The following is a 17,646-nucleotide window of genomic DNA, read 5'->3' as shown; positions in this document are numbered from 1 at the left end:
ACGGTGCTAGCATGCGGACATGCCCGTCTCCCGTGCCAGCGAGCTTTCAGCAAGCAGCCAAAACTATCTCAAGGCCGTGTGGCTCCTTCAGGAGTGGTCGGGAGATCCCGTCAGCAAAACCGCGCTCGCACAGCGCGTCGGCGTGAAAATCTCCGCCGCCTCCGACGCCGTGCGCAAACTCACTGACCAAGGACTCCTGCTAGACACCCGGTACGGAGCCATAGACCTCACCCCCGCCGGGCGCGCCGTAGCCGTAGAAATGGTGCGCCGCCACCGACTCATCGAGACCTTCCTGGTCACCACCCTGGACTACCGCTGGGACCAAGTACACCAGGAGGCCGAGGCACTCGAACACGCCGTCTCCGACTTCATGGTCGACCGCATGGACGCCGTCTTGGGACACCCAACCCGCGACCCCCACGGAGACCCCATCCCGCAGCCAGACGGGACCACCAGCAAGCCCGACGCCATACCGCTGACCACCCTGTCGCCAGGGCAGCAAGGACGCGTAGAGCGCATCTCCGACCAAAACTCCGAACTGCTGCAATACTGCGCAGGCCACGGCATCACCATCGGCGCGATAGTCGCCGTGGAGCTAGGCACGCCGTTTTCTGAGACCCTTGGGGTCTTTGTGCCAGGATCCACCCGCCCCGTGCAGCTGGGAACAGGCGCGACGGATGCCATCTGGGTGACACCGTTGCCTGAGTGACGGCGGCGTCTCAGTTGGCGGCGAGGGGATGACGGCGAGGTGATGGCGGCGTGGGGGCCGGGTCAGAGGGCTGACCCCGTGATGACGACGCTGTCATCTTTGTAGTAGTAGATATGTTTGGGGAGTGGCACACATACAGGATCAAATTACGGCGTGCCGTAGTTTCGGCTTACTGCTCGTGTTAGTTTTGGTTCCATGACTGGAGAAACGCATACCTCTTCACCACCAGAGACCTGGACCCCCAGATTCACCCTCCACCCGCTTCCCCCCGACGCCTCCCACGAGATCGTCTACTTCTCCTCCGTCAGCGAGAACACCAAACGCTTTGTCCAGCGCCTCAACCGGCCAGCCACCCGCATCCCCCTCTATCCGCGCCGCGACGGCATGATCCGGGTCTGCCGCCCCTTCGTACTCATCGTGCCCACCTACGGCGGCGGGCAACGATCCCGCGCCGTGCCCCCACAGGTCATCGCCTTTCTCAACGATCCGAACAACCGCGCCCACCTGCGCGGCGTGATCACCGGCGGCAACCGCAACTTTGGCACCGACTACTGCATCGCCGGGCCCATCATCGCCGCCAAGTGCCATGTCCCCGAACTTCACCGCTTTGAGCTACTAGGAACCAGCAGGGACGTCTCCACCACCAATTCCATTCTCGACTGCCTCTTCGGCCCCCACGAAAGGACCCAGCCATGACCACACTGCCACCGCTTATCGACGTCTCCGTCACGCCGCCGAGCTACCGCACCGACCCGCACGCCCGCCTGCGTCCCATCAATTGGAATCGCATCCAAGACGACAAAGACCTCGAGGTGTGGAACCGACTGACCGCCAACTTCTGGCTGCCCGAAAAGGTGCCGCTGTCCAACGACCTGCCGGACTGGAAGGCCCTCAGCCCCCTTCAGCGGCGCCAGACTATCCGCGTGTTTACGGGACTGACCATGCTGGACACCGTCCAAGCCACCGTCGGCGAGGTCGCCCAGATCCCCGATGCACGCACGGAACACGAGCAGGCCGTCTACACCAATATCGCGTTCATGCAATCGATCCATGCACGCTCCTACAGCTCCGTTTTCTCCACGCTGACCAGCACCACAGAAATCGACGACGCCTACCGGTGGGCCGTCAACAATGACGTCCTGCAAACCCGCGCGAAAACCGTCCTCGAGCACTACTACGGGCCCGACCCCCTCAAGCGGAAAGCCGCGTCCACCCTGCTGTCGTCCCTACTGCTCTACGCAGGGTTCTACCTGCCCTTGCACTTCGCCGCACGCAGCACATTGACAAACACTGCAGACATGATCCGGCTCATCCTGCGAGACAAAGCAGTCCACGGCTACTACTCCGGGTACAAATACCAACGCGGCTTGGACCACTACCCAGACCGCCGGGAAGAGATGGACGACTTTGTCCATACCCTGCTGGCCCGCCTCTACGAGCTAGAGCTGGAATACTCTGGCGCCCTCTACGAGCCACTCGGCTTAAGCGACGACGTCGCCGTCTTCGTGCGCTACAACGCCAACAAGGCCCTCATGAACCTGGGCTACCCCGCCCCCTTCGCACCCGAGGAAACAGAAGTGCGCCCAGAGATCCTGGCCGCCTTGTCTCCCGATGCGGATGAAAACCACGACTTCTTCTCCGGCTCCGGCTCCTCCTACGTGATGGGCAAAGCCGAGGTCACCTCCGACTCAGATTGGGATTTCTAACAATGCGAACACCTACCAACCTTGGGATCATCGTCGGCAGCCTGCGTAAGGCCTCCTACGCGGCCGCCATCGCGCGTGCTGCAATGGAGCTGCTTCCCGACGCCACCACAGCGAAGATCCTTCCCATCGCGCACCTACCCTTGTACAACTTCGACTACGACGACCCGGACGTCCCCGAAGTGCCAACCCCGGCGGTGTACACCGATTTCCGCAACGCCATCCGCGAACTGGACGCCGTTCTCTTTGTCACCCCGGAAAACAACCGCACCATTCCGGCATGTTTGAAGAACGCCGTGGACATCGGATCGAAACCGAATTCGGATGTGGTGTGGAAGAACAAGCCTGCGGGCATCATCAGCCATTCTGTGGGCAGGATGGGCGGCTACTCGTCACAGAAGAATCTACGCCTCGCGTTGTCCTACTTTGATATGCCGATGCCGGGCCAACCTGAAGTGTTCCTGGGTCAGTCCCCTACCCTCATTACCTCTGATGGGCAGTGGCTTAGCGAAAGCACGAGGGACTTTGTGGCCGACTATTTGAGAAGGCTCGTAGCCTTGGTGTAGCGGACCAGCAGAAAGGCCCTGGAGGTGGACGCGAGCGTTCCCTCCAGGGCCTTTATTCTTTCAGAAGTCTCTACAACCCGCATTTCCTGTGCGGGTGTTGTGGGTATAAAAAAAGTGTGGGTGGCATGCCACGAAGTCAACAGACTCCACAACACACCACCCACACCCCAACATTAAGTTAAAGGCCGGCAGCAACCTACTCTCCCACACCCTCCCGAGTGCAGTACCATCAGCGTGAAACGGGCTTAGCTTCCGGGTTCGAAAAGGGACCGGGCGTGACCCCGCCACCATCAACCACCGACACAACCAAAAAACAACCAACCAGCACAAGCCAACAAGCCATGCCAGACACTGCACAGTGGACGCAAACACCCATAATACTCTCGCACAACAACAACACTTGTTGTGTTACTCGGCGAATTAGTACCAGTCACCTCCACCACTTACATGGCTTCCAGATCTAGCCTATCAACCCCGTCATCTACAGGACACCTCAAACGAAACCTCATCTCAAAACAGGCTTCCCGCTTAGATGCTTTCAGCGGTTATCCCTCCCGTACGTAGCCAACCAGCCCTACCCTTGGCAGAATAACTGGCACACCAGAGGTACGTCCGTCCCGGTCCTCTCGTACTAGGGACAGCCTTTCTCAAGTTTCAACGCGCGCGGCGGATAGAGACCGAACTGTCTCACGACGTTCTAAACCCAGCTCGCGTGCCGCTTTAATGGGCGAACAGCCCAACCCTTGGGACCTACTCCAGCCCCAGGATGCGACGAGCCGACATCGAGGTGCCAAACCATCCCGTCGATATGGACTCTTGGGGAAGATCAGCCTGTTATCCCCGGGGTACCTTTTATCCGTTGAGCGACACCACATCCACAAGTAGGTGCCGGATCACTAGTCCCGACTTTCGTCCCTGCTCGAGCCGTCACTCTCACAGTCAAGCTCCCTTATACACTTACACTCAACACTTGATTGCCAACCAAGCTGAGGGAACCTTTGGGCGCCTCCGTTACCATTTAGGAGGCAACCGCCCCAGTTAAACTACCCACCAGGCACTGTCCCCAACCCAGATCATGGGCCAAGGTTAAGATGCCCGATCCGACCAGAGTGGTATTTCACTTGCCGACTCCACACCAACTAGCGTCAATGCTTCAACGTCTCCCACCTATACTACACAAATCGAACCAAACACCAATACCAAGCTATAGTGAAGGTCCCGGGGTCTTTTCGTCCTGCCGCGCGTAACGAGCATCTTTACTCGTACTGCAATTTCACCGGGCCTGTGGTTGAGACAGCAGGGAAGTCGTTACGCCATTCGTGCAGGTCGGAACTTACCCGACAAGGAATTTCGCTACCTTAGGATGGTTATAGTTACCACCGCCGTTTACTGGGGCTTAAATTCTCCGCTTCGACCCACAAGGGATCTAACAGGTCCTCTTAACCTTCCAGCACCGGGCAGGCGTCAGTCCGTATACATCAACTTCAACGTTTTCGCACGGACCTGTGTTTTTAATAAACAGTCGCTTCCCTCTATCCTCTGCGCCCACACACAGCACAACCACCGCACAGGATGATGCACCACACATGGGCCCCCTTCTCCCGAAGTTACGGGGGCAATTTGCCGAATTCCTTAACCACAGTTCACCCGAACGCCTTAGTATACTCTACTCGACTACCTGTGTCGGTTTAGGGTACGGGCCGTACATGCACTCGCTAGAGGCTTTTCTCGACAGCACAGGATCACTGACATCACCCTCAAAAAAGGCTACGCATCACGCCTCAGGTTTAACATGGCACGGATTTACCTACACCACACCCTACACGCTTACACCACAATCCAATAAGTGGCCCAGCTACCCTACTGCGTCACCCCATCACTTGGCTACTACCAGATCAGGCCCTGCGCACCACCACCAACAACACACACCCAAAAAGGGCATGCGACAAAGCCAGTGACAGCAGGCAGTTAGTATCCCTGATTCACCATGGACGCACACACACGGGTACGGGAATATCAACCCGTTAACCATCGACTACGCCTGTCGGCCTCGCCTTAGGCCCCGACTCACCCTGGGAAGACGAACTTGACCCAGGAACCCTTAGTCATACGGCGGGTAAGATTCTCACTTACCACTCGTTACTCATGCCTGCATTCTCACTCGCACACACTCCACACCACGCTCACACGGACGCTTCAACACATGCACGACGCTCCCCTACCCAACAAGCCAAAAGACTTGCTGCCGCGGCTTCGGCGGTGTACTTCAGCCCCACTACATTGTCGGCGCAGAACCACTCGACCAGTGAGCTATTACGCACTCTTTCAAGGATGGCTGCTTCTAAGCCAACCTCCTGGCTGTCTTCGCGATCCCACATCCTTTTCCACTTAGTACACCCTTAGGGGCCTTAGCCGGCGATCTGGGCTGTTTCCCTCTCGACCAATGGAGCTTATCCCCCACAGTCTCACTGCCATGCACCACTTAACCGGCATTCGGAGTTTGGCTGATGTTGCTAAGATGATAGTCCCGCTCAACCAACCAGTAGCTCTACCTCCGGCAAGCTAACACAACGCTGCACCTAAATGCATTTCGGGGAGAACCAGCTATCACGGAGTTTGATTAGCCTTTCACCCCTACCCACAACTCATCCCCTCAGTTTTCAACCTAAGTGGGTTCGCGCCTCCACGACGTCTTACCATCGCTTCACACTGGCCATGGGTAGATCACCCCGCTTCGGGTCCAGAACATGCCACTAAAAACACCCAATTAGGATTCGCTTTCGCTACGACTACCCCACACGGGTTAACCTCGCGACATGCCGCTGACTCGCAGGCTCATTCTTCAAAAGGCACGCCATCACCCCACAGTCAAGGCTCTGACGGATTGTCAACACACGGTTTCAGGTACTATTTCACTCCCCTCCCGGGGTACTTTTCACCATTCCCTCACGGTACTCAATCCGCTATCGGTCACACTGAGTATTCAGGCTTACCGGGTGGTCCCGGCAGATTCACAGCAGATTCCACGAGCCCGCTGCTACTCGGGTAAACACATTAGCGCCACACATGATGATTCACGTACAGGACTCTCACCTACTCCGGCAGGCCATTCCAAACCACTTCCGCTTCACCACGCACAAAAACGCCGACAGGCTGACAGACCCATCACACATGCACCCACAACCCCACACACGCAAACCCTGCCAAGTATCACACGCATGCAGTTTAGCCATTCGTCCGCGTTCGTTCGCCACTACTAACGGAATCACTATTGTTTTCTTCTCCTACGGGTACTGAGATGTTTCACTTCCCCGCGTAACCCCCACAACCACTATGAATTCATGGAAGGGTGACCACCAACAACGATGGCCGGGTTTCCCCATTCGGACATCCTCGGATCAACGCTTAGTTGCCAACTCCCCGAGGCTTAACGCAGACTCACACGTCCTTCATCGGCTCAGTATGCCAAGGCATCCACCGTGTGCCTTAAAAAACACAACAAACAATTTACACAAGAATAAAGATGCTCGCGTCCACTATACAGTTCTCACACAACCCATCAACCTGCAACCAACCACCACGAAAACACGGCAGCCAGCCTACTGGCCGATCAACGACACCACACACAACAAGCATGCCATGCCAGACACCCAACAACGCACCAACATACAACACGATTTTGCCATCACCATCCCACAGACGTGGCATGCGATCCACCCAGAAAACAAAATAAATAAACAAAACTCCTTAGAAAGGAGGTGATCCAGCCGCACCTTCCGGTACGGCTACCTTGTTACGACTTCGTCCCAATCGCCGATCCCACCTTCGACCACTCCCCCCAGAAAACTGGTTGGGCCATGGGCTTCGGGTGTTACCAACTTTCATGACGTGACGGGCGGTGTGTACAAGGCCCGGGAACGTATTCACCGCAGCGTTGCTGATCTGCGATTACTAGCGACTCCGACTTCATGGGGTCGAGTTGCAGACCCCAATCCGAACTAAGGCCGGCTTTAAAAGGATTAGCTCCACCTCACGGTCTCGCAACCTACTGTACCGACCATTGTAGCATGTGTGAAGCCCTGGGCATAAGGGGCATGATGATTTGACGTCATCCCCACCTTCCTCCGAGTTAACCCCGGCAGTCTCTCATGAGTCCCCACCACAACGTGCTGGCAACATAAGACAAGGGTTGCGCTCGTTGCGGGACTTAACCCAACATCTCACGACACGAGCTGACGACAACCATGCACCACCTGTACACCGACCACAAAGGGAAGACACATCTCTGCGCCGATCCAGTGCATGTCAAACCCAGGTAAGGTTCTTCGCGTTGCATCGAATTAATCCACATGCTCCGCCGCTTGTGCGGGCCCCCGTCAATTCCTTTGAGTTTTAGCCTTGCGGCCGTACTCCCCAGGCGGGGCGCTTAATGCGTTAGCTACGGCACGAAAGTCGTGGAAGACCCTCACACCTAGCGCCCACCGTTTACGGCATGGACTACCAGGGTATCTAATCCTGTTCGCTACCCATGCTTTCGCTCCTCAGCGTCAGTAACTGCCCAGTAACCTGCCTTCGCCATCGGTGTTCCTCCTGATATCTGCGCATTCCACCGCTACACCAGGAATTCCAGTTACCCCTACAGTACTCAAGTTATGCCCGTATCGCCTGCACGCCCGGAGTTAAGCCCCGGAATTTCACAGACGACGCGACAAACCACCTACGAGCTCTTTACGCCCAGTAAATCCGGACAACGCTCGCACCCTACGTATTACCGCGGCTGCTGGCACGTAGTTAGCCGGTGCTTCTTCTCACGGTACCGTCACAAAAAGCTTCGTCCCATGCGAAAGGAGTTTACAACCCGAAGGCCGTCATCCCCCACGCGGCGTCGCTGCATCAGGCTTGCGCCCATTGTGCAATATTCCCCACTGCTGCCTCCCGTAGGAGTCTGGGCCGTATCTCAGTCCCAATGTGGCCGTCCACCCTCTCAGGCCGGCTACCCGTCGCCGCCTTGGTAGGCCATTACCCCACCAACAAGCTGATAGGCCGCGAGCTCATCCCTGACCGCAAAAGCTTTCCACCACCGACACTAAACGATGGTCCTATCCGGTATTAGACCCAGTTTCCCAGGCTTATCCCAAAGTCAAGGGCAGATCACCCACGTGTTACTCACCCGTTCGCCACTCGAGTACCCCCTGCAAGCAGGAGGCCTTTCCGTTCGACTTGCATGTGTTAAGCACGCCGCCAGCGTTCGTCCTGAGCCAGGATCAAACTCTCCACAAAAGGCTCGTGAAAAGCCAAAACCTAGCAAAAAAGAAAAACTGACAAGAAAAATAATCAAAACAACAATCATCACTGCCAGCCAACAACAACCACCACAACCAAATTGTGGCACTTATTTAACGTGGCCGTTACACCACGCTGGCACACACCAACCAACCCCACCCATACAAAGCAGAGCCAGCTGAAACAATGACAACAAAATCAAAAAAGTACATTGGTACGCTATTGAGTTCTCACACAACACACCCACACAGAATCCAACCACCACAACAGTGACCAAACCCCACCGGGTACGTAGGCCGCTAACATTAACACCAGGCAAACAAACAAGTCAACCCAGCCACACCGACTCACAAACAACCAAGCCGGCCCGCAGCGACTCGCATAAAGCTACACACCCCCACCACACAACACAAACCACCAGGTCAACAGGGGTGTTTACCAGCAGTAGGCAACGCGCCCACGGGATGTGTCCACCACGGAGATCGGCGTGTTGAAAATTTCCGTGAGCGTCTGATCGTCCATGATCTCGTCGACGGGACCGGAGGCGACAACCTTGCCCTGCTTGACCGCACAGATGCGATCCGCATAGGCGGCAGCGACGTTGATGTCATGGAGGACGAGCACAACGGTGCGCCCGAGGTCGTCGGCAGCCGAACGAAGGTGCCGCATCATCTGGACGCTGTGGGCAATGTCGAGATTGTTCAGTGGCTCATCAAGCAGCACGTAGTCCGTCTCCTGAGCCAAGACCATCGCCACATAGGCCCGCTGGCGCTGCCCGCCAGAGAGCTGATCAAGGTATCGATGCTCGAGCTCCGAGAGATTGAAGAAGTCGATGTAGCGGGAGATGATCTGCTCATCCTCGGCCGTGAGGCGCCCACCCGAATACGGAAACCGGCCAAAGCCGACGAGCTGACGGACTGTCAACCTGGTAATGAAGTGATTGTCCTGACGCAGGATCGACAGCACCTTGGCCAAGTCCTTCGTCTTGGCCGTGCTCACATCCATTCCGGCGACGGTGATCTGCCCCTCGTCCATGCCCAACAGGCGACCAATCATGGTCAGCACGGTCGACTTACCTGCCCCATTGGGACCCACGAGCGCGGTCACGCCTCCGGCAGGGATGTCTACGGTGACCGGCCCAATGTGCACGTCACCGGAGTAGCGCTTGGCCACCTCGCTCAGGTGGATGCCGTGATGGCTCACAGCCGCCCCTTCCTAACTATGACTATGAGGAATACTGCCCCGCCGACGAGTTCGATGAGCACGGAGACCACGCCCTGGGCGTAAAACACGTGGTTCATCAGGAAATACGCGCCCGTGAGTACTGCAAACGCGATCGCCCACGCCATGGGGAGGACATAGGCGTGATCGTAGGTTGCCGCACACTGGTATCCCAGGGTGGCAACCAGGAAGCCCAGGAATGTCATGGGGCCTACCAGCGCGGTAGACACCGCCATGAGGATGGACACGCAGACCAACGTCGTGAGGACGACGCCCCGATAGGACAGTCCGACGCTCATCGCTACATCGCGGCCTAAGGCGATGACATTGAGCCTGCGGGAGAAAAACAGGATCACGGCGGCCGCGCCCACCATCAGTGGGATGGCCACGCCAAAGTACTGTGGATCCGCGTTATTCACGGAACCAAACATGCGGGCGGTGAGGACGTCGAACTCGTTCGGGGTAAGCAGACGGCGCATGAAGGTTGATAAAGAGCCCAGCCCGCCGCCGATCACGATGCCAATCAGCAGCATCGCGTGCATGTCTCCGCTGCCGCCCAGCAGCCAGCTGTAGAGGCACAAAGACAGCCCCACCATGAGCGCCACCTGCACGAGGAACATGCCCAGGTGATCCATCCGCACCAACCCGCTGGCGCCGAGGAAGAACACCACGGCGGTGTTAATGGTGACGTAGAGCGCCTCGAAGCCCATGATCGACGGGGTCAGAATCCTGTTGCCCGTGACCGTTTGAAACGCCACGGTGGCTATTGCCTGGCAGGTTGCCACGATCGCCATAGTGGCCACCGCGACCACGCGTCGTTGTGCGATGAGCCAAAAGACTTCTGAGCCCACGGGCATCGGGTTGCCATAGGCGATCAAGCCCCATGCGCTGGCAGCACCGATAAGGATGACCGCCACAAGAATGATCCAGTATCTGCGCCGCTGTGCTGCAGTAGGAAAGGCCCCCGCATGGCGGTGCGGGGCGGCGTCGATAAGCGAATTGCTAGCCACGGGCCCTCCGAAGGATAAGTATCACGAACACCACCGCTCCCACCATGCCCAATACCACGGAGACTGGGACCTCGAAAGGCGCAATCACCGTGCGGGCAAAGAGGTCACATACCGTTACTAACGCAACGCCACTGACGCATACCCAGGGCAAATTCGAGCGGAGATCATCGCCCCGAATCATGGAAACAACATTGGGAACAACGAGGCCTAAGAAGGGCAGGTTACCTACGACAACCGTCACCACGCCTGTAGCAATAGCAATGAGTGAGGTGCCTATCAACACCATGCGCTGATAATTGACCCCCACGTTGGTAGCCACATCCTGCCCCAGGCCGGCGATAGTCAATCTATCGGCAAACCAAAAAACCAGGGCGACGGAAATGAGTACTATCCACAGCACTTCCCACTGGCCTTTGATCACAGAGGTGAAACTTCCCGCGAACCACACCCCCAATGACTGCAGCATGTCCGTGCGCAGAGCAAAGAACGTGGAAATGGCGCTGACTACTGCACCCAACATGATGCCGACAATGGGCACGATCAGGGAACTGCGAAGCGATACGCGCCTCAAAAAGAGGAAGAACACCCACGTTCCCACGAACGCGAAGACAACCGCGACGATCATGCGGGTCAAAATAGACGCCGATGGCGCCGCCCACATCACGCACAATAGGCCTAACCCGGCCCATTCCGTAGTCCCCGTTGTGGTGGGTTCCACGAATCTGTTCTGCGTGAGCAGCTGCATGACCAGCCCCGACATGGCCATCGCCGCACCGGCTAATACCAGTGCCGTTGTCCGCGGAATCCGGGTCAACGCAAACATATGGGAGCCATCTTCTGCCCCCATGATGTCATAGGCACCCGTAAACAAGGAGACTGCCAGCAGGCCAGCCACAGCCACGACCGCGGCGGGCAGAGCCCACCGACGCGCGGGGCGTGTGATTTGCTGGCGTGCTGGCGTGCGCACGGGCTGCCCGTTCACTTAGGAATCGGACTCCTGGTTTCCCTTGCCGGACTCGAAAGCATCAGCAAGCTGATTAAGGATCGTGGTGTAGGTAATGATCGACTCGTTGGTGTACGTGTCCTGCGGGGCGTAGTACACGTGGCCTTCCTTCACCGCCGTGACATTAGCCAATGCCTCATTCTTGTCAATGACCTGCTGGGCCTTGACAAAGTCGGCGTCCTTGCGCTTATTCGTTCCTGCATCGCGGTCCAGGACCAGAATCCAATCCGGGTTGGCCTGTGCAATAGCCTCCACCGAAATGTCATCGCCCTTGTGGTCAGAAGAGCCTTCCGGAACCTCCAACGCGGGCTTCAGATCCAGCATCTCAAACAGCGGGCCGTAAGTGCGGCCGACCTTCGGAGCGATGAAGTGGACTTCCCCACCGGTGACATTCACGGCCATCACAGTATCGGAGTCCTTGTAGGCCTTCTTGGCGCGCTCCTTGGCATCCTTGAAGTCCTGAATGGTCTTGGCGGCTTCTGATTCCTTACCAAAGACCTTGCCTAGCTCCTCGGTTTGACGAATCAGCTCATCGTCCAAATCCTCACCCTCGCGCGGCTCGAAATCCAACACCGTCGCCTTGGGGTTGAGCTTGACAATATCATCGTAGAAACGCTCGAAACGCTGGCCGTTGATGATCAGATCCGGCTGCTCGGCAGCAAGCGCCTCAAGGTTGGGCTCACGGTGGTTGCCCAGGTCAGCCACCTTGGGATCATCCGTGTACTTGGTCACGGTGAACGGGATCAGCGGCTTCGGCGCTGCGACCAAATCCACTCCCCAGGCCTCCAGGAGGGCGAAACTCCGGTTATCCGTCGATGCCACCTTGCCGATCGGCAGCGACACGGTGTGCTCGCCGTGGTTGTCTTCCACGGTCACCGAACCGGCGGCGGCCGTGCTGGTGGACTCTGCAGTTGCCGCCGTCGAGCTGGCAGCACTGGTGGTTCCTTCATCGCTGGAGCAGCCGGCCAACAGCAGGCTCAGGCTCGTGGTCACTGCGGCCACTGTGGCCAGTGCAGAACGGTGAAGCGCCATAGAAAAACTCTCCTCATTCGTGTGCCTCGGGCCACAAGACTTGGCGTGTGTGCCAGAGGGACTGCGTAGGTATCGGGTTTCAGGTCTGGACCAACCGCAAGGGCGCCATCTTGCCATGCCACCCTCAGCTATCCAGTATCTAGCTAGCCTAACCCATATGCACTTCACAGGTAATACTTTTGTACGTATTGCCGCAGATATACGACACATGACCGGACAGCACTCCATGCCAATGCCCCCGATTACCCCCGCACGCGTCACAGCAGTGCGCACCGCCTGTCTCTATTTTCGCTAATCGACGCCCCCCGACCCCCACCTCCCCGGATCAGGGGCGCTCCTTAGCTCTGCAAGGAAAACAAAGTGAGCAGCCCAGCAGCAATTGTCCGCCCGCATTACGCCCGAGTCTCACCGTCAACGCATTCGGCTCCCAAGGACATGGGACCCGTGTTCCTCTCAATGGGCCAACCCACCGAATAGCGGCGCCGGCACTCGATGGCCGTAAACCCAACCACACCACTCAACCACACTTGGCATCACCGCAGGTCAGGGCCTTGAAAGCAAAGAAAATGCCTCCTCACCAGGAGTGCTGGAAAGGGGGCTTGGTGGAGCTGCCGGGGGTCGAACCCGGGTCCTTCGTTGTCGCGCCAGGGCTTCTCCGTGCGCAGTTCGCGCGGAGCCTCTACTCGGCCCTCCGGTTCGGTCGAACACGTCCGGATGACGGGCCCAGTCAGCGGAAGGTGTCCCTTAGGGCCCCGCTGACGCGGCCCTAAGGCAAGTCCCTTTAAGTCGATGCCAGCTTGCGGGTCAGGGACTAACCCGGGCTGACAGACACGCGCTGGCTGCTATTAGGCAGCGAGGGCGTAGTCGCGCTGAGTGTTCTCGGCGCTTATCAGTTTGCTGCGACGCTTACGGTGGTCCTCAGCCTGCACCGGCACGCTTCCCCTGGCTTGAGCTACGAAGTCGAAACCAAAATCAGCCCCAAGTCTTACGTAACTGCGGTTGAGGCGGGATTGTGCACATGACGCATCCTCAACCGGTGGTGCGATGCTACCTCACGTCCGGGGGCTGTGGCAAGCGTCATCGAGCCAGTCTGCAAGCACTCGGGCGTGGTTGTTGGTGCGGTCGCGGGCGGCGTAGACAAGGGTGACCTCGGAGGCGTCGATGAGCGTGAGCAGCTGCTCGAGGTCCGGGTCGTCGCTGGTTGATAGCTCGGCGCGGTAGCGTTGTGCGAACTCGGGGAAACGCTGCGGATCGTGGTGGAACCAGGTGCGCAGTCGCGTCGAGGGGGCCGCGCCTTTGAGCCAGAAGTCTGGGGTGAATACGGCTTTGGCTATGCCGCGCGGCCAGAGCCGATCCACTAGGATCACCGGGCCGTGCGCGGCATCCGGGTCAGCGATGTAGTCACGGACGTTGAGGAGGGTGCACTTCACGCGTGGACGCCCTTAATCTTGCGTCCCATGTCGCGGACGATTTCGCGCTCTTCGGTGCGGCGCTTGATGTCTTGGCGCTTGTCATAGTCCTGCTTGCCCTCTGCCAGGCCCAGCTCGACTTTGAGTCGGCCGTCCTTGAAGTAGAGCTTCAGCGGAACGAGGGTGCGGCGGCCGTCGCGCACGCGGCCCATGATGGAGTCGATTTCTCGGCGGTGCAGGAGCAGCTTGCGCACACGCCGCGGCGAGTGGTTCATCCAGGACCCGTGCGAGTATTCCGGGATGTGGAGGTTGCGCAGCCAGACTTCGCCATCGTCGATGGTGGCAAAGGCCTCTACCAGGGAGGCTTTGCCTTCGCGCAGGGATTTGACCTCGGTTCCTACCAGCTGGATTCCGCACTCGTAGGTGTCCAGGATGTTGTAGTCATGGCGAGCTTTGCGGTTGGTAGCAATGGTCATGCCAACCGCGTTGGAGCTCGCCCGGGAGCCGGAGGCCTTCTTCTTTTTCTTTGCCATGTCAACTCCCCAAACTACACCGGTGCCAGCAGAATCTAAAGATTTAATTCCGCACGTAAGCGCGCAGTGTGAATTGCGCGGTCAGGGCGGCGAAGATGATGCCAAGGATGACCACGCCCGGGATGACAAGCCAGATATCTGCGCTGGTCACTGGGGCGAGCAACTGGGCTTCATACAGGCCGCTGAGCGCCTTGTCCACCACCAGCTGCTTGCCCAGGAACAGTCCCACGGTCGACAGGATTCCGCCGATGACGGTGGCGGCCACGGCCTCCAGGACGAAGGGGGCCTGGGTGTACCAGCGGGACGCGCCGACCATGCGCATGATGGCAATCTCATCGCGCCGGTTGTAGGCGGCGATTTGGACCATGTTGGCGATGAGGAAGATCGCGGCGATGGCCTGGACGGCGGCGAGCAAGAAGGTGGCATTGCGCACGGAGTCGAGGTTGTCCGTGGCGCCCTGGAGGTCATCGACTTGATCGACAACCTCAGCGACATGGCTCATGTTGCGAACCTTGTCCAGGGGGGTGGTGTCCAGCGGGTCCGTCAGGCGGACGTGCAGGGCCGCGGGCAGCGCGTCCTTGGAGGTTTCCTTGACCAGGTCTGGGTCGGTGTTGCCAAACACTTCGACAAAGCGGTCGTAGGACTGGTCGCGGGAGCGGAAGGTGACCGATTCGACGCCGTCGGCGCCTTCCAGGGCGTCCTTGACGGCGGCGCATTCGGAGCTCGTGCAGGTGGAGTCCTTGGCGGAGACCTCGTCATCGAATTGGATCATCACCTCCACGCGGTCGAGGTAGATCTGCTTGGTGTCTTCTGTCATGTTGGTCACCAGCAGACCTGTGGCCAGAAGGGCCAGGGAGATCGCTGTGGTGATCACCAAGGCGATGGTCATGGTGATGTTGCGACCCAGCCCGTGAAGGGCTTCGCGTAAGACAAATCCGAACTTCATGGTGATTTTCTCAAAGCCTTTCTTCCTTGATTCCCGCCCGGCGGCGCAGCGGCACGCCGGAGGTGGACAAGGGCGGTTGGGTCAGTGGGCCTCGCCGTAGACGCCGTGGGCGTCATCGCGAACGAGCTGTCCGAGTTTCAGTTCGATGACTCGGCGGCGCATGTCATTGACGGCCCGGGCGTTGTGGGTCGAGGCGATGACCGTGGTGCCGGTGCGGTTGATCAGGGTCAGCAGGTTCATGATGCCGTCGGACGTATCTGGGTCAAGGTTGCCGGTGGGCTCGTCCGCCAGGAGCACCTGAGGGCGGTTGACAAAGGCGCGCGCGATAGCCACCCGCTGGCGCTCACCGCCGGACAGTTCGCTGGGCAGGCGATTCGCTTTGGCCGCCAGTCCAACGAGTTCAAGGGTTTCCGGCACCGCGCGGGCAATCTGCTTCTTCTTCGCGCCAATGACCTCCAGCGCGAAGGCGACGTTGTCATAGACGCTCAGTTTGGGCAGCAGGCGGAAGTCCTGGAAGACGTAGCCGATGCCGCGGCGTAGTTGGTTGACCTGGCTGCCGCGCAGCTTGTTGACGTGGAAGTCCCCGATGTAGAGGTCTCCCGACGTCAGGCGTTCTTCACGGATGAGCAGCTCTAGGAACGTGGACTTGCCGGAGCCGGAGGGCCCGATGAGAAAGACGAAGTCCCCCTTGTCTATCTGCAGCGAGACGTTGTTGAGGGCTGGCCGCGTCGAGGTTTTGTACACCTTGGTTACGGAGTCAAACGTGATCACGGTGTCCTACCCTAGCGGAGCTGCCCACGACGTGCCCCAAAGACCACAAGTTTAACTTCGACCACTGATGTCACTATTTCCACAGTTCGCGCGTGCCGACATCAGCGCGGGCCCGCACAGCCCCAACGAACCGCGCGCCACCCGCGCCGCACGCCCTACGGAATGCTCGCCACCTCCCGCACACCGCGCGAGCCCTGGACCGTGGCAGCAGGACACGCTTATCGACGCCCCCTCCCCCACGCTCGCACCCCCGGTCACCGGACCCAGCCGCCGCACCACCACCGCCGCCGGGCGCCGCGCCGCCGCTCCGGCGAGGGGGTAGGCCCCAGCTACCCCCTAGGCGTGCTCGGCCTCGCTGTGCTGCGCCATCCGCCAGCGGATGCCCGACTCCAGCAGCTCATCAATGTTGCCGTCCAGCACGGAGGAAGGATCCCCGGTCTCATATCCGGTGCGCAAATCCTTGACCATCTGATAAGGATGCAGCACGTAGGAGCGCATTTGGTTGCCCCAGGACGCATTGCCCCCGGCACCAAGGGCATCCATCTCCGCGCGCTCCTCCTGGCGCTTGCGCTCCAACAGCTTGGCCTGCAACACCCGCATGGCGGAGGCCTTGTTTTGGATCTGGGACTTCTCATTTTGGCAGGTCACCACGATGCCCGTGGGGGTGTGCGTCAGGCGAACCGCAGAATCCGTGGTGTTCACGGACTGCCCGCCGGGACCAGAGGAGCGGAAGACGTCCACGCGGACGTCTGCGTCCGGGATATCAATGTGGTCTGTCTGCTCAACCACCGGCAGGACCTCCACCTCTGCAAAGGACGTTTGGCGGCGGGCCTGATTGTCAAAGGGGCTGATGCGCACCAGGCGGTGGGCACCCTGCTCCACCGAGAGCTGGCCGTACATATAGTCCCCGTGAACGACGAAGGTGGCCGACTTGATGCCCGCTTCCTCCGCATAAGAAATGTCATAGACGTCCACCGCGTGCTCATGTTTTTCCGCCCAGCGGATGTACATGCGCATGAGCATCTCGGCCCAGTCGGCCGCGTCCACGCCGCCCGCCCCGGAGCGGATATTAATCACGGCCTCACGCTGATCGTATTCCCCGGACAGCATGGTGGTGACCTCTAAGGAGGCGATGGCATCCTTAAGCTCTGCCCGCTCCGCGTCGGCTAGATCGAGCCCCTCTCCCTCCTCTTCAGCCAGCTCATACATCACCGGCAAGTCCTCTAAGCGCTGGCGCAGGCCGCGTATTTTGCGCAGGCGTGCCTGCACGTTGGATAACTCCATGGTTACCGATTGGGCGTGCTCCGGATCGTCCCACAACGTCGGATCGGACGCCTGCGCTTCTAGTTCGCGGACCCGCTCATCCATCTCCTCCGGGTCAAGCACCTTTTCAATTGTGGTGAGAGTGGAGTCAAGGTCATGCAGTTCCGAGGAGATTTCTGGTCGCATGACTGCTCATC

15 protein-coding genes, 3 rRNA genes and 1 other RNA gene are annotated in these 17,646 nt (G+C 58.9%); 5 read left to right on the top strand and 14 right to left on the bottom strand.

Annotated elements, in window-relative coordinates:
• Window positions 1-19 precede the first annotated feature (19 nt).
• From LH390_RS03095 to LH390_RS03080, 4 genes are all read left to right on the top strand, one after another.
• On the top strand, window positions 20-709 hold the full coding sequence (locus LH390_RS03095) for a metal-dependent transcriptional regulator (RefSeq protein WP_227280641.1): 690 nt from the start codon (window positions 20-22) through the stop codon (window positions 707-709).
• Between the two features lie 195 nt (window positions 710-904).
• Entirely contained in the window at window positions 905-1,405 is a 501-nt protein-coding gene (gene nrdI / locus LH390_RS03090; RefSeq protein WP_227280642.1) for a class Ib ribonucleoside-diphosphate reductase assembly flavoprotein NrdI, read from the top strand.
• Complete coding sequence (gene nrdF, locus LH390_RS03085; protein ID WP_227280643.1) at window positions 1,402-2,415, top strand: class 1b ribonucleoside-diphosphate reductase subunit beta; 1,014 nt, start codon at window positions 1,402-1,404, stop codon at window positions 2,413-2,415. The genes nrdI and nrdF overlap by 4 nt, the downstream gene beginning before the upstream one ends.
• A gap of 2 nt (window positions 2,416-2,417) precedes the next feature.
• Window positions 2,418-2,978, top strand: a complete 561-nt coding sequence (locus tag LH390_RS03080) for an NADPH-dependent FMN reductase (RefSeq protein ID WP_227280644.1) — start codon at window positions 2,418-2,420, stop codon at window positions 2,976-2,978.
• 183 nt (window positions 2,979-3,161) lie between these two features.
• Here the strand turns inward: LH390_RS03080 and rrf are convergent.
• From rrf to ftsE, 13 genes are all read right to left on the bottom strand, one after another.
• Window positions 3,162-3,280, bottom strand: a 5S ribosomal RNA gene (gene rrf, locus LH390_RS03075).
• Window positions 3,281-3,377: 97 nt separating this feature from the next.
• Window positions 3,378-6,479 (bottom strand): 23S ribosomal RNA (locus LH390_RS03070).
• Between the two features lie 6 nt (window positions 6,480-6,485).
• Window positions 6,486-6,719, bottom strand: coding sequence for a hypothetical protein (locus LH390_RS03065; RefSeq protein WP_227288208.1), 234 nt, complete (start codon window positions 6,717-6,719; stop codon window positions 6,486-6,488).
• 10 nt (window positions 6,720-6,729) lie between these two features.
• Window positions 6,730-8,258, bottom strand: a 16S ribosomal RNA gene (locus LH390_RS03060).
• Together the 16S, 23S and 5S rRNA genes form the textbook arrangement of a ribosomal RNA operon.
• Before the next feature lie 438 nt (window positions 8,259-8,696).
• Window positions 8,697-9,464, bottom strand: a complete 768-nt coding sequence (locus tag LH390_RS03055) for an iron ABC transporter ATP-binding protein (protein ID WP_227280645.1) — start codon at window positions 9,462-9,464, stop codon at window positions 8,697-8,699.
• Window positions 9,461-10,492 (bottom strand): iron chelate uptake ABC transporter family permease subunit, encoded by a 1,032-nt coding sequence (locus tag LH390_RS03050; RefSeq protein ID WP_227280646.1) that lies wholly within the window; start codon window positions 10,490-10,492, stop codon window positions 9,461-9,463. The genes LH390_RS03055 and LH390_RS03050 overlap by 4 nt, the downstream gene beginning before the upstream one ends.
• Window positions 10,485-11,459 (bottom strand): ABC transporter permease, encoded by a 975-nt coding sequence (locus LH390_RS03045; protein ID WP_399524568.1) that lies wholly within the window; start codon window positions 11,457-11,459, stop codon window positions 10,485-10,487. The genes LH390_RS03050 and LH390_RS03045 overlap by 8 nt, the downstream gene beginning before the upstream one ends.
• Window positions 11,460-11,474: 15 nt before the next feature.
• On the bottom strand, window positions 11,475-12,527 hold the full coding sequence (locus tag LH390_RS03040; RefSeq protein WP_227280647.1) for a siderophore ABC transporter substrate-binding protein: 1,053 nt from the start codon (window positions 12,525-12,527) through the stop codon (window positions 11,475-11,477).
• Window positions 12,528-13,127: 600 nt separating this feature from the next.
• Window positions 13,128-13,507: a transfer-messenger RNA gene (gene ssrA / locus LH390_RS03035) on the bottom strand.
• Window positions 13,508-13,579: 72 nt separating this feature from the next.
• Entirely contained in the window at window positions 13,580-13,957 is a 378-nt protein-coding gene (locus LH390_RS03030; protein WP_227280648.1) for a DUF488 domain-containing protein, read from the bottom strand.
• Complete coding sequence (gene smpB, locus LH390_RS03025; RefSeq protein WP_269961653.1) at window positions 13,954-14,469, bottom strand: SsrA-binding protein SmpB; 516 nt, start codon at window positions 14,467-14,469, stop codon at window positions 13,954-13,956. The genes LH390_RS03030 and smpB overlap by 4 nt, the downstream gene beginning before the upstream one ends.
• A gap of 43 nt (window positions 14,470-14,512) precedes the next feature.
• Complete coding sequence (gene ftsX, locus LH390_RS03020) at window positions 14,513-15,415, bottom strand: permease-like cell division protein FtsX (RefSeq protein ID WP_227280649.1); 903 nt, start codon at window positions 15,413-15,415, stop codon at window positions 14,513-14,515.
• Between the two features lie 81 nt (window positions 15,416-15,496).
• Window positions 15,497-16,186 (bottom strand): cell division ATP-binding protein FtsE, encoded by a 690-nt coding sequence (ftsE, locus tag LH390_RS03015; protein ID WP_227280650.1) that lies wholly within the window; start codon window positions 16,184-16,186, stop codon window positions 15,497-15,499.
• 67 nt (window positions 16,187-16,253) lie between these two features.
• On the opposite strand from ftsE, the gene LH390_RS03010 reads away from it, so the two are divergent.
• On the top strand, window positions 16,254-16,508 hold the full coding sequence (locus LH390_RS03010; RefSeq protein WP_227280651.1) for a hypothetical protein: 255 nt from the start codon (window positions 16,254-16,256) through the stop codon (window positions 16,506-16,508).
• 14 nt (window positions 16,509-16,522) lie between these two features.
• On the opposite strand, the gene prfB is transcribed toward LH390_RS03010, so the two are convergent.
• Window positions 16,523-17,635, bottom strand: a complete 1,113-nt coding sequence (gene prfB / locus LH390_RS03005; RefSeq protein WP_227280652.1) for a peptide chain release factor 2 — start codon at window positions 17,633-17,635, stop codon at window positions 16,523-16,525.
• Window positions 17,636-17,646 lie beyond the last annotated feature (11 nt).

The organism is Corynebacterium uberis (assembly GCF_020616335.1).
Classification (GTDB): domain Bacteria; phylum Actinomycetota; class Actinomycetes; order Mycobacteriales; family Mycobacteriaceae; genus Corynebacterium; species Corynebacterium uberis.
The sequence above is the reverse complement of the archived record's forward strand: the minus strand, read 5'-3'. Positions and strand labels throughout refer to the sequence as shown.

What these genes read in the sequence shown, in the direction of transcription:
- LH390_RS03095 (WP_227280641.1), top strand. Translation starts at nt 20, where the DNA reads ATGCCCGTCTCCCGTGCCAGCGAGCTTTCAGCAAGCAGCCAAAACTAT.
- nrdI (WP_227280642.1), top strand. Translation starts at nt 905, where the DNA reads ATGACTGGAGAAACGCATACCTCTTCACCACCAGAGACCTGGACCCCC.
- nrdF (WP_227280643.1), top strand. Translation starts at nt 1,402, where the DNA reads ATGACCACACTGCCACCGCTTATCGACGTCTCCGTCACGCCGCCGAGC.
- LH390_RS03080 (WP_227280644.1), top strand. Translation starts at nt 2,418, where the DNA reads ATGCGAACACCTACCAACCTTGGGATCATCGTCGGCAGCCTGCGTAAG.
- LH390_RS03040 (WP_227280647.1), bottom strand. Translation starts at nt 12,527, where the DNA reads ATGGCGCTTCACCGTTCTGCACTGGCCACAGTGGCCGCAGTGACCACG.
- smpB (WP_269961653.1), bottom strand. Translation starts at nt 14,469, where the DNA reads ATGGCAAAGAAAAAGAAGAAGGCCTCCGGCTCCCGGGCGAGCTCCAAC.
- ftsX (WP_227280649.1), bottom strand. Translation starts at nt 15,415, where the DNA reads ATGAAGTTCGGATTTGTCTTACGCGAAGCCCTTCACGGGCTGGGTCGC.
- LH390_RS03010 (WP_227280651.1), top strand. Translation starts at nt 16,254, where the DNA reads ATGTCACTATTTCCACAGTTCGCGCGTGCCGACATCAGCGCGGGCCCG.
- prfB (WP_227280652.1), bottom strand. Translation starts at nt 17,635, where the DNA reads ATGCGACCAGAAATCTCCTCGGAACTGCATGACCTTGACTCCACTCTC.